19 protein-coding genes and 2 pseudogenes are annotated in these 22,709 nt (G+C 70.2%); 11 read left to right on the top strand and 10 right to left on the bottom strand.

Annotated features, from left to right (window positions below; translation table 11 throughout):
- Positions 1-180: 180 nt before the first annotated feature.
- The 6 genes and pseudogenes from B5557_RS03620 to B5557_RS46090 all read left to right on the top strand — a co-directional run bounded on the left by B5557_RS03620 (position 181) and on the right by B5557_RS46090 (position 5,427).
- Positions 181-423, top strand: a complete 243-nt coding sequence (locus B5557_RS03620) for a DUF5133 domain-containing protein (RefSeq protein WP_079657738.1) — start codon at positions 181-183, stop codon at positions 421-423.
- A 306-nt stretch (positions 424-729) separates the two neighbouring features.
- A pseudogene (locus B5557_RS46095) lies at positions 730-882 on the top strand (cupin domain-containing protein); the annotation flags it as partial.
- Between the two features lie 143 nt (positions 883-1,025).
- Positions 1,026-1,547: a hypothetical protein gene (locus B5557_RS03610; RefSeq protein WP_079657736.1), complete on the top strand. Its 522-nt coding sequence runs from the start codon at positions 1,026-1,028 to the stop codon at positions 1,545-1,547.
- Positions 1,548-1,950: 403 nt separating this feature from the next.
- On the top strand, positions 1,951-4,305 hold the full coding sequence (locus tag B5557_RS03605) for an FtsX-like permease family protein (protein WP_159424320.1): 2,355 nt from the start codon (positions 1,951-1,953) through the stop codon (positions 4,303-4,305).
- 517 nt (positions 4,306-4,822) lie between these two features.
- Positions 4,823-5,086, top strand: coding sequence for a hypothetical protein (locus tag B5557_RS03600; protein WP_143688282.1), 264 nt, complete (start codon positions 4,823-4,825; stop codon positions 5,084-5,086).
- A gap of 110 nt (positions 5,087-5,196) precedes the next feature.
- Positions 5,197-5,427, top strand: a complete 231-nt coding sequence (locus B5557_RS46090) for a carboxypeptidase-like regulatory domain-containing protein (protein ID WP_443031381.1) — start codon at positions 5,197-5,199, stop codon at positions 5,425-5,427.
- On the opposite strand, the gene B5557_RS44420 is transcribed toward B5557_RS46090, so the two are convergent.
- On the bottom strand, positions 5,345-5,638 hold the full coding sequence (locus tag B5557_RS44420) for a hypothetical protein (protein WP_197697336.1): 294 nt from the start codon (positions 5,636-5,638) through the stop codon (positions 5,345-5,347). The genes B5557_RS46090 and B5557_RS44420 overlap by 83 nt on opposite strands.
- A gap of 95 nt (positions 5,639-5,733) precedes the next feature.
- Here B5557_RS44420 and B5557_RS03585 point away from each other — a divergent pair.
- Positions 5,734-6,524: pseudogene (locus B5557_RS03585) on the top strand (helix-turn-helix domain-containing protein).
- Here the strand turns inward: B5557_RS03585 and B5557_RS03580 are convergent.
- Entirely contained in the window at positions 6,467-8,497 is a 2,031-nt protein-coding gene (locus B5557_RS03580) for a non-reducing end alpha-L-arabinofuranosidase family hydrolase (protein WP_079657732.1), read from the bottom strand. The pseudogene B5557_RS03585 and the gene B5557_RS03580 overlap by 58 nt on opposite strands.
- Before the next feature lie 52 nt (positions 8,498-8,549).
- Positions 8,550-10,160, bottom strand: a complete 1,611-nt coding sequence (locus B5557_RS03575) for a glycoside hydrolase family 43 protein (RefSeq protein WP_079657731.1) — start codon at positions 10,158-10,160, stop codon at positions 8,550-8,552.
- A 407-nt stretch (positions 10,161-10,567) separates the two neighbouring features.
- Between B5557_RS03575 and B5557_RS03570 the strand changes: the two genes are divergently transcribed.
- The 3 genes from B5557_RS03570 (at position 10,568) to B5557_RS03560 (ending at position 15,027) form a co-directional block, all read left to right on the top strand.
- Positions 10,568-12,214 (top strand): glycoside hydrolase family 27 protein, encoded by a 1,647-nt coding sequence (locus B5557_RS03570; RefSeq protein WP_079657730.1) that lies wholly within the window; start codon positions 10,568-10,570, stop codon positions 12,212-12,214.
- Between the two features lie 55 nt (positions 12,215-12,269).
- The gene (locus tag B5557_RS03565; RefSeq protein WP_079657729.1) at positions 12,270-13,694 is read left to right on the top strand and encodes a glycoside hydrolase family 43 protein; all 1,425 of its coding nucleotides are present in this window, start codon (positions 12,270-12,272) and stop codon (positions 13,692-13,694) included.
- A 79-nt stretch (positions 13,695-13,773) separates the two neighbouring features.
- A complete protein-coding gene (locus B5557_RS03560; protein ID WP_107472551.1) occupies positions 13,774-15,027 on the top strand; it encodes a cellulose binding domain-containing protein in 1,254 nt (417 codons plus the stop codon).
- A gap of 96 nt (positions 15,028-15,123) precedes the next feature.
- Here B5557_RS03560 and B5557_RS03555 read toward each other — a convergent pair whose 3' ends face one another.
- From B5557_RS03555 to B5557_RS03545, 3 genes are all read right to left on the bottom strand, one after another.
- Entirely contained in the window at positions 15,124-15,405 is a 282-nt protein-coding gene (locus tag B5557_RS03555; RefSeq protein WP_079657728.1) for a hypothetical protein, read from the bottom strand.
- 53 nt (positions 15,406-15,458) lie between these two features.
- The gene (locus B5557_RS03550) at positions 15,459-16,343 is read right to left on the bottom strand and encodes a leishmanolysin-related zinc metalloendopeptidase (RefSeq protein ID WP_079657727.1); all 885 of its coding nucleotides are present in this window, start codon (positions 16,341-16,343) and stop codon (positions 15,459-15,461) included.
- Between the two features lie 212 nt (positions 16,344-16,555).
- Positions 16,556-17,521: a glycoside hydrolase family 6 protein gene (locus B5557_RS03545; RefSeq protein WP_079657726.1), complete on the bottom strand. Its 966-nt coding sequence runs from the start codon at positions 17,519-17,521 to the stop codon at positions 16,556-16,558.
- A gap of 328 nt (positions 17,522-17,849) precedes the next feature.
- Between B5557_RS03545 and B5557_RS03540 the strand changes: the two genes are divergently transcribed.
- Positions 17,850-18,863 carry a LacI family DNA-binding transcriptional regulator gene (locus B5557_RS03540; RefSeq protein WP_107472699.1) on the top strand — a complete coding sequence of 338 codons (1,014 nt, stop codon included), beginning with the start codon at positions 17,850-17,852 and terminating at the stop codon, positions 18,861-18,863.
- 89 nt (positions 18,864-18,952) lie between these two features.
- Here B5557_RS03540 and B5557_RS03535 read toward each other — a convergent pair whose 3' ends face one another.
- The 4 genes from B5557_RS03535 to B5557_RS03520 are packed head-to-tail and all read right to left on the bottom strand — an operon-like array spanning position 18,953 to position 22,627.
- Positions 18,953-20,413, bottom strand: a complete 1,461-nt coding sequence (locus tag B5557_RS03535; RefSeq protein WP_079657724.1) for a glycosyltransferase family 87 protein — start codon at positions 20,411-20,413, stop codon at positions 18,953-18,955.
- The gene (locus B5557_RS03530) at positions 20,410-21,267 is read right to left on the bottom strand and encodes a class I SAM-dependent methyltransferase (protein ID WP_079657723.1); all 858 of its coding nucleotides are present in this window, start codon (positions 21,265-21,267) and stop codon (positions 20,410-20,412) included. The genes B5557_RS03535 and B5557_RS03530 overlap by 4 nt, the downstream gene beginning before the upstream one ends.
- Positions 21,264-21,911, bottom strand: coding sequence for a TIGR04282 family arsenosugar biosynthesis glycosyltransferase (locus B5557_RS03525; protein ID WP_079657722.1), 648 nt, complete (start codon positions 21,909-21,911; stop codon positions 21,264-21,266). Before B5557_RS03525 ends, B5557_RS03530 begins: the two co-directional genes overlap by 4 nt.
- On the bottom strand, positions 21,908-22,627 hold the full coding sequence (locus B5557_RS03520; RefSeq protein WP_231976530.1) for a glycosyltransferase family 2 protein: 720 nt from the start codon (positions 22,625-22,627) through the stop codon (positions 21,908-21,910). Before B5557_RS03520 ends, B5557_RS03525 begins: the two co-directional genes overlap by 4 nt.
- Positions 22,628-22,709: the final 82 nt, after the last annotated feature.

Genomic DNA, 22,709 nt, shown 5'->3' with positions numbered 1-22,709 from the left:
CTCTGGGTGGTCCTTGTGTGAGGGCGGCCAACTGAGCCGCCGACTCGCCGAATCAGTGCGTGTGAAGGCAGGCTCCATTTTTGCGCCCTCTGTTGGGGGGAGTTGGCGTGCGGTTGGTCAACATGCCGGAGCAGTAAGGACGCCTGAAGGACTGTGTTGCAAGAGGGAGAGGGAACCGCAGTGATCGTTCCTGTGGAGAAGGAAGTGCGCATTGCGCTCGCCCGGTTCGCGCAAGCGCGGATCGAGTACGACGTCTGTCCCACTGGCCGGACCAGCCGGGCTCTGGAGGACGCGAAGTACACGCTGTGTGTCATTACCGGAGTGCGTACCGCCGAGCAGGCGCTGGTTGCGGCAGACACACTGCTGGAGCAGTACAGCACCCGCCGGAGGGGAAGTGATCGTCCCGACTGGCCCGATCGCTGAGGGGTGGCCGGTCATCTGTGCTGTTGGGTCGGCGGGTCGAAGTCCCGGCACCGCAAGGCGTTCCGATCCGTATCGCGGCCTCGCGCGAGGGGATCCACCGAGTCATGTGGGTGTTCAACCCGCGCAAGATCTACGCCTTCCTCGACTCCCGCTCGCGGTACGCCACCGCGTCGGGCATGCCAACCCCCGTTTACTCAGAGGACGTTCATGCGCATCCTGGCACGTCTGGGAGCCGTCGGTGCTGTGCTCGCCGCTGTCTCCCTCCCCGCAGGCCTGACCCACGCGACCCCGGGCGGCCCCGAGGTGGGAAGCACGATCCAGGAACCGGCGGGCACCGATCACGTGCACATCGGTGAGAACCGCGAAACCACGGACGTCGTTCTCGAAGTCCTTTACGTGCTGCCGCACGGCGCCCCCTTCTCGGAGGACGCCCCCGACCCGGGCTGCGCCATCGAATAGTCGACACCCGGGGGCTGCCAGGTCTCTCCTCGACGCGCCGGTGTTCCCGCCTATGACGTTGCGTGGTGCCGATAGCGAGCCGAATGACATGTCGTGGCACGGGACACGGGCGCGACCACGGGGTTGAGGGGCGAGAGGAACACATGGTGTCTGTAACCCACGCTGCGCATGAGATCGAGGTCACCGCCGAGAGCCTCCAGGAGGACCTGGCTCGGCTGGAGGTCCAGAAGCAGGCCCTTGAACGGGAGTTGGCCGCGGTCAAGGCGCACCTCGGCTCAGTCCAGCGGGCCCTGGGTGCGCTGCAGACCCTCATGTCCGCCGCCGGGTCGGCACCGCCCGTAGCCGTCGGCGCCACGGGCACGTACGAGACCGGCGGTGCCACCCGCGTGGAGCCGCGACGGGAGCCGGCCACGACGGCTCCCGTCGACGAGGCCACGGCCTCCGACGAGGCGGGCGGTCAGCAGAAGTACGGCAAACTCACCGAGCAGATCCTGGACTACTTCGCCGGAGCCGGTGACACCGACGTCCGGGCACGCGATGTCGCCGAGGCGCTCGGCCGTGCCACGGACAGCGGCAGCATCAACGCCGTGCGCAGCACTCTCGACCGCCTGGTCGGCACGTCCCAGATCCGCCGCGCGGGCCGGGGTCTGTACCGCGCCGCGTGAATCCCCGCGTCGCCGGGGAGCACACGGCGCTCGAACCCGCCAGCGGCGACGCCCGCAGCGGAGCCGGCCTCCCCACGGCTCAGCGGCTGGAACCGCTCCGCTCACGCCCCTGATCCAGCGGGCGACCATCCGTACGCTCCGCGCCGGTGACCGGTTACCACCGCATGACGTTGTGACACGGTGCACCATGGTTGCTACGGTACAAGTATGCGCGACTATACATACGGTGTATAGTGTGGCATGCCAGCTGGCGTGTTCCACGCCATGCCGCCCCCTTCTGTACGGCCGATTGTGATCGGCACCCCTCCCCCCTCCCCCCTGGCCGCCGGGCCGTACGGACGGCGCCCCGCGCCCGTACGAGAGGAAGACAGTGAGCCCAGCTCCGCAAGATGAGCGCCATGTCGTGACCGCGAGAGTGCCGGGCGGTGGACGGCGTTTCGGAGCGCTTCGCGCGCTCGGCCTCGGTGCCCGGCTCGCCCTGACCGGTGGCCGGGAGGGCAAGATCCGCACCACCCTCACGGCCGTCGGGGTCGGGCTCGGAGTCGCCGTGCTGTTGCTCGCCGCGTCGGTACCCACCGCCAGGCACGACCGGGACGAGCGCATTCACCACCGCATCGACGTCAACCTCGACGACCGCGCCATCAAACCCTCGGCGGGCACGGTGCTGATCAGTGATATCGACACCGTGTTCAGGGACAAGAAGATCCGTGGGCGCATGGTGCAGCCGGAGGGGTCCGGCGCACCGCTTCCGCCCGGACTCCTCCGCTATCCACGCCCCGGAGAGATGGTCGTGTCACCAGCACTGCGCAAGCTGCTGGCCGCACCGGGCAGCGAGCTGCTGCGCGAGCGCCTCGCCCACACCGTCGTGGGCGAGGTAGGCGACCCGGGCCTGCTCGACCCCGGCGAGTACGTCTTCTACCTGGGCGGAGATCACATGGTGAACGGCGTCGCGGGCACGCGGCGACTGGACCACTTCGGGAAGGCCTACCCGAAGAAGCCCCTCTCCCCCGAACTCGCCCTGCTCAGCATCGCGGGGATCGTCGTGCTGCTCGCCCCGGTCGGCATCTTCATCGCCGCGGCCGTCCGGTTCGGCGGTGAGCACCGGGACCGGCGGCTGGCCGCCCTGCGGCTGGTCGGCGCGGACCGTCGGATGACGGCCGGCATCGCCGCGGGCGAGACGCTGCTCAGCACACTGGCCGGTATCGTGCTGGGCGCGATCCTGTTCATGGCGGGCCGTCAGTTCGTCGGGCTGGTGGAGGTTCAGGGGCTGGGCGTCTTCACCGAGGATCTCACTCCACAGCCTCTACTGGCGGCCCTCACGGTCGTCGCCGTCCTGGCACTCTCCCTCGTCGTCACGCGGATGGCGATGAACAAGGTGGCCGTGGAGCCCCTCGGAGTCGTCCGCAGGTCCGGCGGGACCACCCGGCGCCTGTGGTGGCGTATCGCGCTTCCCCTGCTGGGACTGGTCCTGCTGCGGACGTCCGTGCGTAACGCACCCGACCTGCAGGACGTCACCACCGTCGTGCAGGTGATCGCCGGCATGCTCGCGCTGCTCGTCGGGGTCACCGCCGTGCTGCCTTGGATCGTGGAACGCTTCACCGGGCTGATCGGCGGCTTCGGTCCGCTGTCCTGGCAACTGGCGGTGCGGAGGATGCAGTTGCACGGCGAGGCTGCCACCCGCTCGGTCAACGGGATCGCGGTCGCCGTGGCCGGTGCCGTGGCGCTGCAGACCCTCTTCACCGGGATCACCCAGCAATCTGCGGACCACACCCCACAGGCGGCGCACGGTTCCTCCTCGCCCCGCACACACATAGGTTTCGCCCGCCTCGATGACGGCAAGGGGGGCGAGGAGCGGTACGCCCCGGTGTTCGCCTCGACTCCCGGTGTGCGGCAGGCCGTCGGTTTTGGGGAGTTGTCCGTGAGTACGCCCGACGGCGCGTTCCCGCAGACGGTCCGCATAGCCGACTGCGCCGGGTTGCGCCGACTGGCCGTGTTGCCCGCCTGTTCCGACGGGGACGCCTTCCTCGTCACTCCGGCCGGGACGCACGGAGCGGACGACATGACCACGTGGAAGGCGGGCATGAGGCTGCGCATCGGCGCTGACGGCCCCGAATGGAAGGTACCGCGCATCACCGGCACCACTCACGCCAAGAGCGCCGATCCAGCAGTCGACTTCCCCGAGCGCATGCTGCTCACCACCCCCAGGGCGGCAGGGCCGAACGCGATCGCACACGCTGTCAGCACGGTCGACCTCACCTACACGGCCGCAAGCAGGGACGTGCAGGACCGCATCCGTACCGCGGCCGCCCGGCTGGACCCTTCCTTCACTGTCGACTTCCCAGGACAGCCTCAGGGCAATCCGGCCCTCGACGGGATCAAGCGGGCCTTGCTGGCCGGGGTGACGGCCGTCCTGATGCTGATCGCCGCGAGCATGCTGCTCGGCGCGCTGGAACAACTCCGAGACCGTGCACGCATCATGGCCGTGCTGGTCGCCTTCGGTACCGGGCGGCGTACGCTCGGCGCATCCGTCCTCTGGCAGACCGCACTGCCCGTCGCGCTGGGGCTGCTCGTCGCGGAGCTGGTCGGGACGCTCCTCGGCGGCGCACTGCTCGGTCTCATCGGCAAGCCCCTGGTCTACGACTGGAGCACCCTGCCGGCCATGGCCGGCATCGGCGCGACCGCCGCCGTCGGCGTGACCCTGCTGACCCTTCCCACACTGTGGCGGTCGACGCGGCCGGAGGGCCTCCGGCACGAGTGAGCGGTCGTCCCGGAGCGTGGCCGAGCCCGGCGCCGAACTCGATCTGTCAGGCCGGGTCGCGGGCACCCGATTCCACCGGGCCCGGGGCGGGCATCCCCGCCAGCGCCGGCTCCGACACCGCGCCCGTCGTCAGGGCGGGGCGGTAGGCCGCCTTCGCCCCGCGCTTCTGGCCGCGGAGGGATGTCCGATGGGTCGAGGCCAACGGCGGGCCCGCCATCCTGGTCCCGGAGGACGGCAACGCGAAGGGGCCCAGTTCTGCGGCGACAGCATCCCGGTGGGTTCGACGTCACCGCCGTGGCCGGACGCCAGGAAGCCCGCCGAGCAGTACTCGACCGCAATGCCGTGGCGGGTTACGTCCCCGGGCGCACACACGGTGTGCTCTACGTGGCCAAGGCGGAGTGTCACTCGAGCAGGCTCTCATCAAGGACTTCAGCACAGTTGCTGCACATGACCGCGTCAAGCTGCAAGTCGAGGACGTAGCACCCACTGTGGCAAAAGACCAGATGGGCACCACCCGGTGACCTTCAACCGGCGCCGGAAACTGCTGACAGTAATGGGCCTTTCCGCCCTCCTCAGCCCCGTGGGCTTCCTGGCCGGAGTGGGACTGGGCTATCTTCCCGACGACCCCTCAACCATGGTGGTCGCCTTCTTGCTCACCACAGCGGTGGCCACATTCTCCTTCGGCGTTGCGCCCTTCACCAAACAGCTCTTCCCCGCAGTGGGCATGGGCCTATTCATCGTGCTCAGCGTTCCCAGCAGTGGTGTCGCACCCAGGGCTTGAACACCGAGGAAAATATCGAGGAGCCACCGGTAGAGGACTCCTCCGTGGAGACGCCCACGCCCACTGCGCTCCCGGTCCACCACCATCACCACTTCGGCGAGTCGGTGCCCATGCTTTTCGGCACAGTCCGCAACGCCCAGCAGCGACCCGTGCGCCATGCCGCAGTAACTGTCATCGACACGCGCGGCCGGCAGTTGGTTCGGACTACGACAAACGCGGAGGAAGAGTACGCCGTGACCGGGCTGCCAGAGGGGTACATCAGTGTTGTGGTCTCGTCTTCTGGGCTGCGGCCGCGTACGGGGCGGCGCAGAGGGAATCGAGGTCGAGGACGTCGGCGGTGAAACCGCGGGCCTGGATGCCCTCGCGGGCCAGCCCGGCCGCGAGGCCGTCCAGGTTCTCGGCGTTGCGGGAGAAGAGGGCGACGGTGTGGCCGGCGGTGCCGAAGCGGGCGGGGTAGGACCGCGCCCGCGGTGGACGGTGTACAGGTCGGCCAGGGTCTCGAAGCGCACCGCGCCGGGGGCCCGGGAACGGCTGCTCACGATCGAGCCTCACATGCGAGGGCAGCCGTCAAAAGCGGAGGATTCCATCCGGGGAGAGGGATATCCCGGGAGGAAATTCTCCCCCCTTCCCCAGGTGCGATCGATGTCATGCTGGGAAGCATGACCAGCAACGTCCCCCTCAATGAGCTGGGAGAATTCCTCAAGAAGCGCCGTTCGGAGCTGAGCCCGCGCACGGTCGGGCTGCCGGAGACGGGCGGGCCCCGCCGGGTTCCCGGGCTGCGCCGTGAGGAGGTCGCCCAGCTCGCCTCGATCAGCACGGACTACTACACGCGGCTTGAGCAGGGCCGTATGCAGGCGTCCGCGCCGGTGCTGGACACCCTCGCCCGGGTGCTCCACCTGGACGACGACGAGCGGGGCTACCTCTTCCAGCTCGCGGGCAAGACCACCGTCCGCACCCGGCGCCCAGGCAGGCAGAAGGTTCAACCGCAGCTGCAACGCGTGCTGGACGACCTCACCGCGACCCCGGCCATCGTGCAGGGGCGGCGCGGTGACATTCTGGCGTGGAACGCACTGGCGGCCGCGCTGGCCACCGATTTCTCCAGCATCCCGGAGAAGCACCGCAACTACCCGCGGCTCATCTTCACCGATCCGGCGATGCGCGGCCTGTACGCGGACTGGAAGGGTTCGGCGCAGATCGCCGTGGAGCAGCTGCGCATGGAGGGGCGAAGTACCCCGAGGACCCGCGCCTGATCGAGCTGGTCGGTGAACTGTCCACGCGCGACAAGCAGTTCGCCAAATGGTGGGGTGCCCACCGCGCCGCCGCCCGTACCGTGGGCACTGGCAGGACTTGGGCCCCGCACGAGCGGCGGGGCCCAGGTCGTCAGCAGGTCGAGTTGGTCTGGGTGAGCAGTCCGAGCCGCCACGGCAGACTGTTGTAGTCGCCGCTCGCGTTGGGGTTGAGGCCCTGGTACAGGTACTGCAGACGGCAGTTGGGGATGGTCAGTGTCTGGTCGTACCCGGCGCGGATCATCTCACCGTGACTGATGTCCCGGGTCCACGCCCCGGACGGGAAGGACACCTTGTTGGCCCGTGCGAAGGGGTTGTTCTCGGACGCGGCGAGCGGCGTCCACGAGCCGGCGAGGCTGCCCGACGTCCAGGAGCGGAAGTACCGCCTGCCGTCCGATCCGATCGCCTCGACGATCAGGAGGTACTGGTTGGTGCCCTGCACCTTGTAGACGTTGCTCGCCTCGAACAGGTTGTACTTGCTGTCCCGCGCCGCGATGACGGTGTTGGTGAACCCGTTCGGGAACTGGCCGACGGTCGTCTGCGAGCGGTACAGGTGTCCGTTGTCATCGGAGGAGAACAGGTAGCAGTTGGCGCTGTCGCAGATCACCCACATGTCGACCCAGAAGCCGTTGCCGATGTTCTGCCTGATGATGTCCGGCATCGACGCGAAGAAGTTGCGCGGTGCGCTCCACCCGTTCGGGTTGTTGATGTCGGGGTTGGTGGAGTAGGACGCGTTGCCGGTCTGGTAGACGAGGTACCACAGGCGCTGCTGCGTGTTGTAGAAGACCTGCGGCGCGGCCCGGTACCCGGCGCCTACGGCCGTGCGGTCCAGGTAGTGGTGCGTGGCCGAACCCGCCTGCGACCAGTCGGAGAAGCTCAGGTACACGAGGTTGTACCCGGCGGCGCTCGCGGTGCTCGCGAACACGTGGTACTTGCCGTTGTAGTAGACGACCGTCGGGTCCTTGATGCCCGCGATGTTGTGGGTCGAGTCCGGCTTCGGCGCGATCAGGGCGCCGCTGGAGCTCCACGAGAAACTGGAGGGCAGCGCGGCGGCGGACCGGGGCGCGACCGCGGTGCGTGCGGCGGGCGTGCCGCCCATCGCGGTCAGCGCCGAACGGTAGGCGGCCTTCTTGTTGCCGTTGCGGTCGAACAGCAGCGGGTTCTCACCGGAGCGCCAGGAGTCGCTGTCGCGGATGCCCCAGACGGTGATGCCGTTGCAGCGCGCCACGTTCAGGCAGGCCCGCACCGTGTTGGCGTACGCGGTGGCCGGTGCCTGCGCGATGTCCAGTTCGGTGATCTGCACGTCCACGCCGAGGGCGGCGAAGTTCGACAGCGTCGTCTGGAAGCTGCCGGGAGGGCCGCCGGCGCCGAAGTGGGACTGGAAGCCGACGCAGTCGATGGGCACGCCGCGCGACTTGAAGTCGCGGACCATGCGGTAGACGCCCTGGGTCTTCGCGGAGTTCCAGTCCTCGATGCTGTAGTCGTTGTAACAGAGCTTGGCCGCGGGGTCGGCCGAGCGGGCGGTGCGGAAGGCCTGCTCGATGAAGCCGTCGCCCAGGAGGTTCTGGAACACCGAGGGGCGGTGCTGGCCGCTGCCGCCGTCGGCGAAGGCCTCGTTGACCACGTCCCAGGAGTGGATGCGGCCCTTGTAGTGGTTGGCCACGGTGGTGATGTGGTTGTTCATCACGCTGCGCAGCGTGTTCGCGTCCCTGATGGAGTTGACCCAGCCGGGCAGTTGGGAGTGCCAGACCAGGGTGTGACCGCGCATGCGCTGGCCGTGGGCCGTGGCGCGGTTGACGATCTGGTCGCCGGGACCGAAGTTGAACGAGCCGCGGGACGGCTCGGTCGTGTCCCACTTCATCTCGTTCTCGGGCGTGACCGAGTTGAACTCGCGGTCCAGGATCCCCGTGTAGACGCCGTCGCCGAGCCTTCCGGCGGCCACGGCGGTTCCGAAGTACCGTCCGGACTGGGCCGCTTGCGCGCCCAGCGTGGAGGCCCGGACGGCGGCGGGCGCGGCGGGCGCGGCGGGCGCGGCGGTCGCGGCCGCGGGTGTGACCAGTGCGGCCACGGCCAGCAGGGATAACACCGAGGCTCGGCGACGGCCGAGTCGTTTCAGCGGATTCATGGTTCTCCAGGTGCGGTCGGGTGCGGGTGGATGGTGCGAGGGATGGAGCGGTTCAGGGCACGGACAGCTCGAACCGAGTGACGCGGACCGCGCCGCCGAGTGCCTGGGTGGCGTGGTTGAAGAGGGCGAATCGGTAGCCCATGAAGAACCGCCAGTCGTTGCCCATGGAGAAGGCGGGCCCCAGGCGGGTGAAGGTGGTGCCGTCGGTGCTGTAGGAGAACGCGCCGGGGCGTGCCGCGCCGGGGCGGATGTCCGCGGTCGCGCGCAGCCAGATGCGGCCGCCGGGGACGGTCGCGCTCGCGGCCTCCGTGCCGGTGCCGGTGGTGTTCCAGTTGCTGTCCATGGTCAGCCCGTTGACCATCACCACCCGCGTCGTGCCGCCGGCCCGTTTGACACCGATCCAGGCGGAGGAGTCACGCAGCAGCGCCAGTCCGGCCCGGTCGCCGTCCCGCATCGCGGAGTGGTCGAGCTGGACCGTGGCGGTGGAGGTGGGGCCCTGGATGCGGTGCGTGAGGGTGTTGCGGGCCCAGTACAGGTCGTCGGTGACGGTCGCGGTCCGCAGGGTCAGTCCGTTGTCGACCGACCACTTGGTGTTGTCCGGGTTGTGGTTCCACTCCCATCTCGGCTTGAGAGTCGTGCCGTCGAAGGTGTCGACGCCGATCAGGGGGGTGACCTGGCGTGGTGGAGCGGGCACGGCGGGGACGGGATACGAGGTGCCCCATGCGCCGTTCACCAGTTGCACGACGGGCCAGCCGTCCGAGGTCCAGGTGACCGGTGCCAGGGCAGGCATCCGGCCGCCGGGGTACGCGTCGACGAAGGCCAGGTAGTACCAGGCGCCGTTCTGCGTCTGCACCAGCCCGCCCTGGTGCGGGACGCCACCGCCGGGTATCGGCCCGCGCAGGTCGAGGAGCACCTGCCGCATCGTGTACGGGCCGAAGGGGCCGCCCGACGACTTCAGGATGTACTGCCCGTTGGCGGGGCGGGTCAGGAAGATGTAGTATTGCCCGTTGATCTTGTAGAAGCGGGAGCCTTCGAGGGTGCCGACGCTCGACGGTGTCGTGAACACCTGCTGGGTGCGGACCTGGGTGCGGCCGTCGGGCGAGAGCTGGGCCACGTTGATGGTGGTGTTCCCGTACGCCACGTAGAGGGTGTCGTCGGTGTCGACGAGGAGCCCCGCGTCGTAGTACGGCGTGCTGATCGTCGTCAGTCTGCTCCACGGCCCCTCGACGGCGGTGGCGGTGTGGATGTACGTTCGGGCGAAGTCGATCTGGCCCAGCCAGTAGAACGTCCTGTTGCTCGGACGGTAGGCCAGCGACGACGCCCAGATCCCTCTGACATAGCCACGGGCACCGTTCAGGTCGTACTTGGCGCCGAAGTCGAGAACGGGCACCGAGTGACCGGCGATCTCCCAGTTCACCAGGTCGTACGAACGCAGGACGGGCGCGCCCGGTGAGTAGTGCATCGTCGAGGCCGAGGCGTAGTAGGTGCCGCCGACACGGATGACGTCGATGTCCGCGAAGTCCTGCCAGATCACCGGGTTGGTGTACGCCGTGCCGGCCGCGCGGGCCGGCGTCTGGGGGAGGAGGGCGCCGGTGACCAGGCCGGCGGCGGCGGCCAGCGCCCGGCGACGGCCCAGAAATTGTTGAGAGCATGACAGATCCATGTGTCGTTCTCTCTGTGAGGGAGCGCTTGGGTGGGGGGTGCACTCGCCGTGTTCGAAATCGCGAACACTCATCGACTCATCGAGCTTTCTGGATGATAGGAGGCCGACAGCTCCCGTCAATAGGTCCCGCATGATTCGCTTCGAGCAGCGAAATATTTCGGAGTTCTGGGGTGGCTGATGGTGGTCGATTGCCGGTCACTGGCGCGGCGGTCTCGACGAATGTGTTGACAGGCTCGGGACTCTCTCTAGGATCCGTGAGATTGACGATCCGAAATCAAGTGGAAATTTCGAATGATCGATGAGGTGTCATAGGCATGACATTGTCGTCGCAGCGCGGCTTTCATCCGCTGTCTGGCGCCGTCGATGATCATCCCCACGGCGCCCTCACCCCTGGAAAGGACCTCACGGTGCCCCGACGACCAGGCAGACGACTGCTCGAACTCTTCGCGGCCGCCGCGCTGACGCTCACCGCGTCCTTCACGGCCTCCGTCCACTCCACCGCCGCGGCCGCGCCCGGCAGCCCGGCACTCACCCCGCCGCTGGGCTGGAACAGCTGGAACAGCTTCGGATGCGGGATCACCGAGGCACAGGTCCGCCAGGCCGCCGACGCCATGGTGTCCTCGGGCATGAAGGACGCGGGCTACCGGTACGTGGTGGTCGACGACTGCTGGTTCGACCCGCAGCGTGACGCGGCGGGCAACCTGCGGGCGAATTCGGCCAAGTTCCCCAGCGGGATGAAGGCGCTCGGCGACTACATCCACGGCAAGGGCCTGAAGTTCGGCATCTACCAGGTGCCGGGAGAGCGCACCTGCGCGCAGACCTCGGGCGGCTACCCGGGGTCCACGGGCAGCCGGGGCCACGAGACCCAGGACGCCGCCACGTTCGCCTCGTGGGGGGTGGACTACCTCAAGTACGACTGGTGCTCCTCCAGCGGCACACGTGACGAGCAGGTCGCGCGGTTCACGCTCATGCGCGACGCGCTGCGCGCCACCGGCCGCCCGATCGTCTACAGCATCAACCCCAACAGCTTCCACGCCATCACCGGCGCCACCTACAACTGGGGCCAGGTCGCCGACCTGTGGCGGACGACCGAGGACCTCCTCGACATCTGGCAGAACGGCAACACCAACAGCTACCCGATGGGAGTCGGCAACGTCCTCGACGTCACCGCGCCGCTGGCCGCTCAGTCGGGTCCGGGCCACTGGAACGACCCCGACATGCTGGTCGTCGGCCGCCCCGGACTGTCACTGACCGAGTCCCGCTCGCACTTCGCCCTGTGGTCGCTGCTCTCGGCCCCCCTCATGGCCGGCAACGACATCCGCACCATGTCCGCCGACGTGAGCGCCATCCTGCGCAACCCCCGCCTGCTGGCGGTCAACCAGGACTCGCTGGGCGCGGGCGGACGCCGGGTGCGCGACGACGGCAGCACCGAGGTGTTCGCCAAGCCCCTGTCCGACGGCTCCGTCGCCGTGGGCCTGTTCAACCGGGGGAGCGGCACCGCGACCGTCACCGCCACGGCCGCACAAGTCGGCCTCAGCGGAAGCTCGTTCACCCTCACCGACCTGTGGACCGGCGGTACGTCGAGCACCTCCGGCCAGATCTCGGCGAGCGTCCCCGCGCACGGCGCCGCCGTGTTCAAGGTGGCCGGTGGCAGCCCGGTGCCCGCCACCACTTCCCGTCTGCGAGGCAGCGCCGCCGGCCGCTGCCTGGACGTGGACAACGCCTCCACGGCGGCCGGAGCCACGGCACTGATCTGGGACTGCCACACGGCCGCCGACCAGCTGTGGACCACGTGGGCCGGTGGCGAGATCCGTGTCTTCGGCGACAAGTGCCTGGACGCCTACAACCACGGCACCACCAACGGAACCCGGGTCATCACCTGGTCCTGCAACGGTCAGAGCAACCAGAAGTGGACCATGCAAGCCGACGGGTCGATCCGCAACGTCAACGCCGGGCTGTGCCTCGACGTCAACGGGTCCGGCACCGCCAACGGCACCCCGCTGGTCCTGTGGACCTGCACCGGCCAGGCGGGCCAGAAGTGGACCCGCGCGTGAGCGGCGTCGCGCACCGGCCGACAGCTCAGCCGCCAGCCGACATTCACCGGAGGCCATGATGAGGACGGTACCTCCCACCGGCACGAGGCTCACCCGGGCGGTCGCCTGGGTGGGGGGCCTCCTGCTGGCGTTCGCCGTCGTTCCCGCCGCGGTGCACCCCACCGCGGCCCGGGCCGACAACCCCATCATCCAGCACATCTACACCGCTGACCCCGCCCCGCTGGTTTACAACGGACGGGTCTACCTCTACACCGGGCACGACGAGGACGGCTCCACCTACTTCACCATGAAGGACTGGAGGGTGTGGTCCTCCGCCGACATGGTCAACTGGACCGACCACGGTTCCCCGCTCGGCCTGGCCACCTTCAGTTGGGCGTCCTCCGACGCGTGGGCGGGACAGGCCGTACAGCGCAACGGCCGGTTCTACTGGTACGTGCCCGTGAAGAACCGGGCGACCGGCCGCATGGCCATCGGTGTGGCCGTGTCGGACAGCCCCACCGGCCCGTTCCGGGACGCCCTCGGCCACCCGCTGGTGGAGAACGGCGAGATCGACCCGACCGTCTTCATCGACGACGACGGCCAGGCCTACCTGTACTGGGGCAACCCGAATCTGACGTACGTCAGGCTGAACGCCGACATGACCTCCTACTCGGGCAGCCTCACCAGGATCCCGCTCACCACCGCGGGGTTCGGCACCCGCACCGGTGACCCCAACCGGCCCACCCTGTACGAGGAGGGTCCCTGGGTCTACAAGCGGAACGGGCTGTACTACATGGTGTTCGCGGCCAAGTGCTGCTCGGAGTTCATCGCCTACTCCACGGCGCCCGGCCCGACCGGGCCCTGGACCTACCGCGGGACGGTCATGCCCACACAGGGCAGCAGCTTCACCAACCACCCCGGGATCGTGGACTTCAAAGGCAATTCGTACTTCTTCTACCACAACGGCGCGCTCCCGGGCGGCGGTGGCTACACCCGCTCGGTCGCGGTGGAGAGGTTCTCCTACAACGCCGACGGCACGATCCCGGTGATCAACATGACGAACGGCGGCGCGCCCCAGGCCGGCACGCTCGACCCGTACGTACGCCAGGAGGCCGAGACGCTCGCCTGGGGATCCGGGATCGAAACCGAACCGGCCGGCGAAGGCGGAATGGACGTCGGCTGGATCGACAACGGCGACTACCTCAAGGTCAAGGGCGTGGCCTTCGGGCCGGGCGCGTCCTCCTTCACCACGCGTGTGGCCTCGGGCAGCGGCGGCGGCACCGTCGAACTGCGCCTGGGCTCGCCGAGCGGGACGGTCGTGGGCCGGTGCGGTGTGCAGAACACCGGGGGCTGGCAGACCTGGAGGACGGTGACCTGCCCGGTCAGCGGCGCCACGGGAACCCAGGACCTCTATCTGCGGTTCACCGGCGGCAGCGGCTACCTGCTCAACATGAACTGGTGGCAGTTCACCCCCGGCACCACCGTGACGGCACCGCGATAGCCCGGCGGCGAGTCACATCTCGCGGCCCACACACGGGAGTTGCATGATGAAAAGGACAAGATCCCTCTTATGGCCCGCCATGGTCGCGGTGCTGGTCGTCCTGAGCATGGGCGGCACGGCACTGGGGCGCGACCAGGGCGAGAACACCCAGCTCGCGGCCTCCCGCACGGCAGCCGCATCCGTCCGCCCAGCGGCCGCGAGCCCCGGATGCGGCAAGACACCCACTCTCACGAGCGGTACGCACACGATCCAGAGCAGCGGCAAGAACCGGAGCTTCATCCTGCGGATCCCGGACGGCTACGACCGGAGCCGCCCCTACCGGCTGGTCCTCGGGCTCCACTGGCTGGGCGGCACCTCCACCGACGTCGCCACGGGCCGCACCGTGGAAACGGGCACCTGGGCCTACTACGGCCTCCAGCGACTGGCCAACAACAGCGCCATCTTCGTCGCACCCCAGGGCCTCAACAACGGCTGGGCCAACTCCGGCGGGGAGGACGTCACCCTCGTCGACGACATGATCAGGCGGATCGAGGCGGACCTGTGCGTCGACACCACACAGCGCTTCGCCCTGGGATTCAGCTACGGCGCCGCCATGTCGTACGCCCTCGCCTGTTCCCGGGCCACGGTCTTCCGCGCGGTCGCCGTCCAGAGCGGCGGACAGCTCAGCGGATGCAGCGGCGGCACCCAGCCCATCGCCTACCTCGGAGTGCACGGCCTCAGGGACAGCGTCCTCGCCATCTCCGGCGGACGGGCGATGCGGGACAGGTTCGTCAGGAACAACGGCTGCACCCCCCAGAACCCGCCGGAGCCGGCGCAGGGCAGCCTGACGCACCGAATCACCACCTACTCGGGCTGCTCGGCCGGGCATCCGGTCGCCTGGGCCGCGTTCGACGAAGGACACATCGCCGCTCCGCAGGACGGAGCCCCCGGTGACAGCGGCTCCAGGACCTGGCTGCCGCAAGAGGTCTGGAAGTTCTTCACACAGTTCACGACCTCCAACCCGTCGCCGGGCACGTCGACCTGCCGGGTCACCACCACCGTCAGCGCCTGGAACACCGGCCTGACCTCGAACATCACCATCACCAACACCGGCGCCACCGCGATCGACGGCTGGTCGCTGGCCTTCACCCTGCCCGACGGCCAGACCGTCACCTCCGGCTGGAACGCCGACTACTCGCCCGCCTCCGGCCGGGTGACGGCCAGGAACGCCTCCCACAACGCCACGATCGCCCCCGGCGCCTCCATCGACATCGGCTTCCAGGCCGCCCACACCGGCGACACCGCCACGCCCACCTCGTTCACCCTCAACGGCACCGCCTGCGCCCTCACCTGATCGGCACGAGACTCCGCGGCCGGACCGGTTCCCGACCCGCCCGGCCCCGGAGCCCGTCCGGCACGCCCGCGGACAAGTCATCGCGGCGGGACCACGTCAGGCGTCGGTCAGCTTGCGCAGACTCGTCCGCCGCACGTCGACGCACAGGCCCTCGGCGTCGGCGACACGGCAGTGGTCGTCACCGGCAGCAAGCACCACCACCCGTGTCCCCGCCGGGAGTTGACCGTCGGGGACACGACCACGTTCGGGACCGTCGAAGTGGAAGGGCTCATCGACCACCAACTCGTGGGTGAAGCGGGTGGGGGCGGGCCGGACCATGTTGCTTTCGGGGACCAACGCCTCGTCACCGAGGACGAACACCTCCGGACGAAGGACCACTCCCGGCTCCGGCCGTGTGTTCCGCTCGGCTCCGGGACGATGGTCCCTGTCCGTCATGGCACCGACGTCTCGGTGCCCGAGACCTGCAGACTCTCGGGCGGCAGAGCGACCGGAATGACCGGCAGCATCATGCCGACGTCGATCGGTGCGGTGTGAGCCACGAGCACACCCTCTGCGGCCAGTGCGTGCAGGTCCGGCAACTGGTACGGCTCAGCAGCCTCAAGGTCCACCTCGTAGCCCAGGTCGCCGAGGCTCGCCACCGTCATACGACTCATGGGGTTGCCCGGGCCCGCAATGAACGGGGACATCAACTCGTTGCCGAAGACGGTCTCCCGCCAGTGCGAATCCGCTGTTCCGGGACCGCCGAGGTTCTGGACCGGTACCGGTTGCAGGGTGCCCTCGCCGCGCAGCGCACGGTACTCGTCCATGGCGGCGCGCCCGAGGAACGTCGGATTCGAGGTGCCGGCGTCCGCAAGCAGGCCTTTGTCGTTCCATTCGCTGCCGAGGCCCAGCGTATGGCCCATCTCGTGGGTGATGACGTCGTTCAGCGTGCCGTCCTGCTCCATCTGCTCCAGGTCGGCCGTGTCGAAGGACATGATGCCCTTGGCGGGGAGAAAGGCTGCGCTGCCGGCCGACGGAGGTCGGACGTGGGTGGGGCCCGCCTGTCCCAGGATGCCGCCCGGGCCGTCGATCGAGCGCCCCTGAGCAAGGATCAGGAGATCGTCGATGACCTCGCCGTCGATCACCACAGAAGGCAGGTCGCCCACGATGACGCGCACCCAGCGGTCGGCGGCTGCGGTGAATGCCTTCTCCTGGCTGCTGCTCAGCCCGCCGAGGAAGCGGACCACGATCTTGAACGGCGATGTCGTGGCGGCGAGCGCTTCGGCTCGACGGCTGTCGGCCACTGCCACATGGCTGTGATTGTTGTTCGTGGCCACAACTAACCCTCCGATTCGGGTGAATATGGGTCATATTTACCCTAAACGGGTGAAAGTCGTGGCGCTCGTCGAAACCGCGTCCTGCGGTGCCAGGGGGTGGGACTCGATGACAAGGAGCGACGGCTGGCCGCCGCCGCTCCTTGTCATCGAACTCTGGAGAACCCCGCTGCGCGGCAGCAGGGACTGGTTGCCGTCGGCGACCTTGTCGCGAATCAGTAGCCGTAGATCATCTTGTAGGCGGCCTCGGGGAGGAACTGCCCGGCCGAGGAGCCGTTTCCGACGCCGCAGTTGCCGTCGGACTCACCTGGCACCTTGATCCACAAGAGCATCTCGGCGCCACCGCCCAGCCGGCTGGGGGTGCCGATGCGGCGGCCGGAGGGGTTGCACCACTGGCCGTTTGAACCGTTGCCGTTGCGGCTGGTGTCCACGACGAACGGCTTGGTGTAGCCGTAGCGGGCGCTGAGTTCGCTGTTGACGGCGTTGCCGTAGGCGGTGTTCTCGGCCGTGGTGAAGTAGTTGGAGATGTTGAGCGAGAAACCGTGGGCCTGTCGGAGGCCGGCGTTGTGGAGGCGCTGGGCCATGGTCGCGGCGCCGGCCCAGCCGGGGTTGCCGGCGTCGAGGTAGACCCAGGTGTTGGGGGACTGGCGGTTGAACTGGGTGAGGGCCCCGCTGAGCATGCCCTGCCGTTCGGTTATCTGGGCCTGCGTCATGCAGCCGTAATCCCCGAGGGAGTCCGGTTCGAGGAGCACGACGGCCGGGCGGTTGGCGATGCCGCCGGCGAACTGTGCGATCCAGTTGGCGTAGGCGGACGGCGAAGCGGCCCCGCCGGCGGAGTGGCCGCCGCAGTAGTCGCGGTTGTAGATGTTGTAGGCGACCAGGAGAGGCAGTTTGTCCGAGCGGTCCGCCGCCCCCGCGTACGCGCCGGTGGCGGTGCCGATGGTGCCGCTCCACGAGCCGAACCAGCGGGCCGTCGGGGTCTTGGCGATGGATGCGTTGATCGCCGGTGCCCGGCCGTCGCCGGGGTTGGCGGCGACCCACCGGTTCGCGCTGGAGTCGGGGTCCACATAGAACCCGGTGGTCATGGTGGTGGGGTCGGCCGCGTGGGCGGAAGGTGCGGCGGCGAGCGCCAGCGGCAGGGCCAAGAGCGCTGTCGCGAGGGCGCGGAGTCTGCGGCGCATGAGGTACCTCGTTTTCCTGGCAGGGATGCGTCGCATGCCCTCGTCCCGAGCATGCGACGCGCTGAGGAAGCGCGGCCAGCGAAGCTTGGGAGCGCTCCCACTGGAAGCGCTCCCAAGGGCACCGAAGGCCTTTGGGGTGTGGTCGGTATCGTGTGGCGGGCTGAGAGAGGTGTCAAGAGTTGACGTGAGATCGCGTCAATCGCGCCGCGCGCGGCGGGAAACGACTCCACATGTTCTAAAGTCGGGCTGGATCTGGAAGCGCTTCCAGTCCGCAGCGGCCGGGATGGGACGCTTCGCGTCCGGCCTGACACGGAAGGGTCCATGGCTCATGGCAGAAGATGCGCCGCGTAGGCACTCGACACTGGACGAGGTGGCCGAACTCGCCGGCGTCTCCCGCTCCGTGGCCTCCCGCGCCCTCAACAACGCCCCGCACGTCAGCCGTGCCAAGCGAGAGGCGGTCGAACGGGCCGTGCGACAACTCGGCTATGTGCCCAACCCGACCGCCCGCGCTCTGGCCACCCGCCAGACGGGAGCGGCCGCCCTGGTCATTTCGGGAGAGGATCCCTCGATCTTCGCGGATCCGTTCTTCGCCCAGGTGATCGTGGGGGCGTCGGCCGCCCTGGAGGAGGCCGACCTGCATCTGATGCTGTGCCTGGCCGCTTCCGACCGGGGTCGCAAGCGGGTGCAGGAGCTCTTTCGGTCCAGGGGCGCAGACGGCGTCATGCTGATGGCGCTGCGCGAGGACGATCCGCTGGCCGGCATGGCCGAGGAGACGCAGTTGCCGGTCGTGTTCGGAGGGCGCCCCGTCGGCCCGGCTCCCCGGTGGTACGTGGACGTCGACAACGTCGGCGGCGCGCGGGAGGCGACCGAGTACCTGATCTCACGCGGCAGGACTCGCACGGCCGCGATCTGCGGGCGCCTGGACACCGAGGCCGGGCGCGCCCGGTACCGCGGCTATCGGGACGCCATGTTGGCAGCCGGCCTTGAACCGGTCCCGCCGCAGGAGGGGGACTTCACCGAGCCCAGCGGAGCCGCCGCCATGGCCGCGCTGCTGGCCGACCACCCGAACCTGGACGGAGTGTTCGCCGCCAACGACAACATGGGGGCGGGGGCGCTGCGCACGCTGCGTGCGGCCGGCCGGACGGTTCCCGACGACGTCGCCGTGATCGGCTTTGACGACCTGACCGTCGCCCAGGTCGCGGATCCGCCGCTGACCACCGTTCATCAGCCCATAGCGGCCCTCGGGCGGGAGATGGCGCGCATGCTCGTGTCGCTCATCGACGGACAGGACCCCACTCCGCTGATCCTGCCCACACGCCTGGTCATCCGCTCGAGCGCTTGAGGGGCTGCCCCACGGAGCGCCGGCGAAGCCTGTCGGGGCTTGACCGCGGTGCCCACCCACCCGCCGGCTTGCCGAGGCGGGCACCGGCCTCAGCTCAGGACCTCGTGCCGGTCACCCCGGGCGCTCCGCAGACAGGCGCCGAGCGCGACCGCCACGGCCGCGGCGCCGTAGGCCCAGGCCTGGAGAGGGAAGCCGGGCAGTATGCGGGCGGCGAGGTAGAGAACGGTGCCGGCCATGGTGACGGTCAGCCACTCCCAGCGGCCGTCGAGGGCGACCAGCGCGACCAGGAGCAGGGAGTACCAGGGGTAGCTGGGCGAGACGAGGAGCAGTGCCGTGCCGGTGAGCAGCAGGGCGCCGGACCAGGGCCGGGCGGGATCACCGCGCCACCACACGTACAGGGCGGTCAGCGCGAGCAGGATCATCACGGCCACGCCCGCGGCGGTGTCCGGCAGCAGCAGGCGCAGCAGGGCGAAGCGGCGTACGTGTCCGGATTCGTAGCCTTCCTCCTGGAGGTAGCCGGGCAGGTAGCCGAGTACGCCGACGCCTGACGCGGCGACATACGGCAGGTAGGCGAGCGCGACCGCGCCGAGCACGGCCGTGACCACGCCCGCGATCCGCTTCGGGCCGCGCTGCCCGGCCAGGGCGCCGGGCAGCGCCAGGACGGGCAGCAGTTTCACGGCGACGGCGGCGCCGAGGAGCGCGCCCCGGCGGGCGCCGGCGGTGGCCGTGCCGAGCGCGAGGACGGTGAGCAGAACGCCGAGGGTGTCGATATGCGCGTCGTTGACCGCTTCGAAGGGGACGGCGGGGCACCACGCCCACAGGGCTGCCCGCGCGGGGGCCCGTTGCGGGTCGCCGCGCCGGCGCAGTACGGCGAGCAGGGCGAGCGTGGTGCCGAACGCCAGCACCGCGCCCCCGATCTGGAGCGGCTTGTGGCGGCTGTCCGCCGGGGAGAGGACGTGGACGGCGAGGTACCAGCCCTCGGCGACGGGCGGGTAGATGGTGGGAACGCCCGGCCGGTTGATACGGACGCACAGGTCGTCCTTGGTGTGGGTCAGGCCCCAGCCCTCGCAGGGCCGTTCGGTGGGGAACAGCCAGGGGTCGCGCAGATGCTTCAGCTCGGGCGCGGCCGGTGGGTGGGCGTACGGGGAGATGCCCGCGGCCTGCACACGTCCGTCCCAGGCGTAGCGGAACATGTCGTTGCTGGTGCGGGGCGGGGTGGCCAGTGCGGCCACGGCGACGGCGGCCGAGCCCGCCAGCACCAGCACGACCGCGGCGCGTGCCGGCACTCTGCGCACGGTCCACGCCGCGGCGGCGAACAGCGTCCAGGCGACGGCGTAACCGGCCAGCACCCGGCCGGGGTCGGTCTCGTTGTCGCCGGTGCGAAGGGTGTCGACCACGGCGGCGGTGAGCGCGGCGAGCAGGACGGTGGTGACGGCGACGGCGAGGGGCGCGCGCCGGCTCTTCGACGCGAGGGGATCGCCGGGATCCGGGACGGAGGAGGCTCGGGGTTTCTCCTGGCCCCGGCCGCGGGGGAGAGTGGTGTCGCTCATGCGGGGGCGGGCCCTCCGGGTGCAGTGGGATCCGGGGCGTCGTACGGCGGCTTCGGGCGGTGCAGTTCGACGAAGGGGCGGCTGTCGGCCGTCCACCGCCCGGTGAGGATCCAGCCGGCCGCGTCCGAGGCGCGCAGCAGCGCGGTGACGCCGACGCGGGCCCAGGGAAAGGGGCGGCCGTGGCGGCCGTGGCCGTCCTCCACGCGGACGGTGAGGCGTTCGTCGACGTCGTCGGGGGCGGCCTCGGCGAGCAGGCGTCCGCCGGGCGCGGCGAGCCGGTGCAGCCGGGTGAGCAGGGCGACGGGATCACCGCCGATGCCGATGTTGCCGTCCATGAGGAGCAGCGTGGTCCACCGCCCCTCCCTGGGCAGGCGGGCGAAGACGGACCGCCGCACAGCGGAGCCGCCTCGGCGCCGGGTACGGGACACGGCGGCCGGGCTGAGGTCCACGCCCAGCGCCGGCATGCCCCGGGCGGCCAGCTCGGCCACGAGCCGTCCGGGGCCGCAGCCGACGTCCATGACCGGGCCGGTGCAGCGGCGCAGTACGGCCAGGTCGACGGCATCGGCGGCGGCACACCAGCGCTCCACGTCCAGCGGCAGGAGCTCCCCCTGCCCGGGACGATCAGGATCCGACAGGCGGCGCAGGAACAGCGGGCCGTGGCCGACGCGCAGCGCGCGGGCGTAGGGGTCGTCCGCCCACGGTGTCCCGGGCTCCACGGCGACCAGGTCGTCGGCGGGGCGCGTCGCGGCCGGTGGCCAGGCCGACGGAAGCGCCGGGTGCGGCGACCGCGGGGGCGCGGTCGTCTCCGCCCGCTCGGCGAGGGCGGGCTGCCCACCGCTCGCGGCGCGGCTCATCGGGCGGTCTCCGCGAGCGAGTTCAGGACGGCACGGAAACCGGAGCCGGGCGGGCAGCACGCGGCGACCTCCGCGGCGTCCGCGGCGGTGTCCACGTCCCGCAGCATCGGAAGATCACGGATGACGAGCCGCGCCTCGGCGAGCCGGCCGCGCTGGACGGCGCCCGTGCGGTCCGTGGACATCGGCACGCCTCGCACCAGAGTCCCCGCCCGTCCCGGATCGGCGAACCCGAGACCCCAGAATCCGCCGTCGGCGGCCGGCCCGAACCAGGCGTCGCAGCCGTCGCGTCCGGCCTCGGCGAGGAGGTCCACGGTCAGCTGCGGAGTGTCCATGCCCACCAGGAAGGCCGGAGCGTCGTCGCAACCCTCGAAGGCGGCCGCGATCCGCTCCGCCAGGCCGCCCGGCGCCTGGGGGACGATGTCGAAGCCGGGCGGCAGCCAGGGGCCGGGGGATCCGTCCAGGACCAGGACGCGGCGCCGGGCGGGAGCCCGCAACACGGTCAGGAGGGTGTCGGTGAGAGCCGCCTCGGCCAGCGCCGCCGCCTCGTGGGGGGTGTACGGCGGGGTGAGCCGCGTCTTGACCCGCCCGGGCACCGGCTCCTTGGCGATGACCAGCAGCGTGGCCGGCCCCGTGGTCGCCGTCATCGCGCGACCCCCTCGACCGCCGTGGCCGCGGCCGGACGGGCGGCGGGCTGTTCGGCGAGGACGGCGCGCATGTCGCGGACGGCGTGCCAGGTGCCGCGCCAGGTGCCGGTGACCTTCGAGCGGCCGGTGCGCGGCTGGTAGGGGACGTCGGTCTCCGTCACGCGCCAGCCGGCGTCGGCGGCGCGGACCACCATCTGCAGCGGATAGCCGGAGCGCCGATCGGTCAGGCCGAGGGCGAGCAGGGCCTCGCGGCGGGCGGCCCGCATCGGGCCGAGGTCGTGCAGGCGCAGGCCGGTGCGGCGGCGGACCAGCCGGGCCAGTTCCAGGTTGGCGAGCCGGGCGTGCGGGGGCCAGGCCCGGAAGGCCGTGGCGCGTCGGCGGCCCAGGACCAGGTCGGCGGCGCCGTCGAGGACGGGGCCGGCCAGCCCGGGCAGCAACCCGGGGTCGAGGGAGGCGTCGCAGTCGCAGAAGCAGACGACGTCGGCGGTGGCGGCGGACAGACCGGCGTGACAGGCGGCGCCGAACCCGCGCCGGGGCTCGTGGACGACTTTCGCGCCGAGTGCGCGGGCGATGTCCGGGGAGCCGTCGGTGGAGCCGTTGTCGACGACGATCGCACGCCAGCCCGCAGGGATGCGGTCCAGTACCCAGGGCAGGGCGTCGGCCTCGTCGAGACAAGGCAGCACGACGTCCACAAGAGGGGAGGGGGAAGTCTCGATCACGCCGCTCACCCTACGAACTTGAAACGGACATAACGGAATTCCAGACCTTACGGATCGCTGACGTCGGTCGGCGTCGCAG

This window comes from Streptomyces sp. 3214.6, assembly GCF_900129855.1.
Classification (GTDB): domain Bacteria; phylum Actinomycetota; class Actinomycetes; order Streptomycetales; family Streptomycetaceae; genus Streptomyces; species Streptomyces soliscabiei.
Note: the sequence above shows the minus strand (reverse complement) of the source record. Positions and strands in the feature narration are given on the sequence as shown.

Excerpts from the sequence above, each read along its gene's own strand:
- B5557_RS03560 (WP_107472551.1), top strand. The coding sequence starts at position 13,774 with ATGGTCGCGGTGCTGGTCGTCCTGAGCATGGGCGGCACGGCACTGGGG.
- B5557_RS03540 (WP_107472699.1), top strand. The coding sequence starts at position 17,850 with ATGGCAGAAGATGCGCCGCGTAGGCACTCGACACTGGACGAGGTGGCC.
- B5557_RS03545 (WP_079657726.1), bottom strand. The coding sequence starts at position 17,521 with ATGCGCCGCAGACTCCGCGCCCTCGCGACAGCGCTCTTGGCCCTGCCG.
- B5557_RS03535 (WP_079657724.1), bottom strand. The coding sequence starts at position 20,413 with ATGAGCGACACCACTCTCCCCCGCGGCCGGGGCCAGGAGAAACCCCGA.
- B5557_RS03580 (WP_079657732.1), bottom strand. The coding sequence starts at position 8,497 with ATGAATCCGCTGAAACGACTCGGCCGTCGCCGAGCCTCGGTGTTATCC.
- B5557_RS03575 (WP_079657731.1), bottom strand. The coding sequence starts at position 10,160 with ATGGATCTGTCATGCTCTCAACAATTTCTGGGCCGTCGCCGGGCGCTG.
- B5557_RS03530 (WP_079657723.1), bottom strand. The coding sequence starts at position 21,267 with ATGAGCCGCGCCGCGAGCGGTGGGCAGCCCGCCCTCGCCGAGCGGGCG.
- B5557_RS03565 (WP_079657729.1), top strand. The coding sequence starts at position 12,270 with ATGATGAGGACGGTACCTCCCACCGGCACGAGGCTCACCCGGGCGGTC.
- B5557_RS03610 (WP_079657736.1), top strand. The coding sequence starts at position 1,026 with ATGGTGTCTGTAACCCACGCTGCGCATGAGATCGAGGTCACCGCCGAG.
- B5557_RS03525 (WP_079657722.1), bottom strand. The coding sequence starts at position 21,911 with ATGACGGCGACCACGGGGCCGGCCACGCTGCTGGTCATCGCCAAGGAG.
- B5557_RS46090 (WP_443031381.1), top strand. The coding sequence starts at position 5,197 with ATGCTTTTCGGCACAGTCCGCAACGCCCAGCAGCGACCCGTGCGCCAT.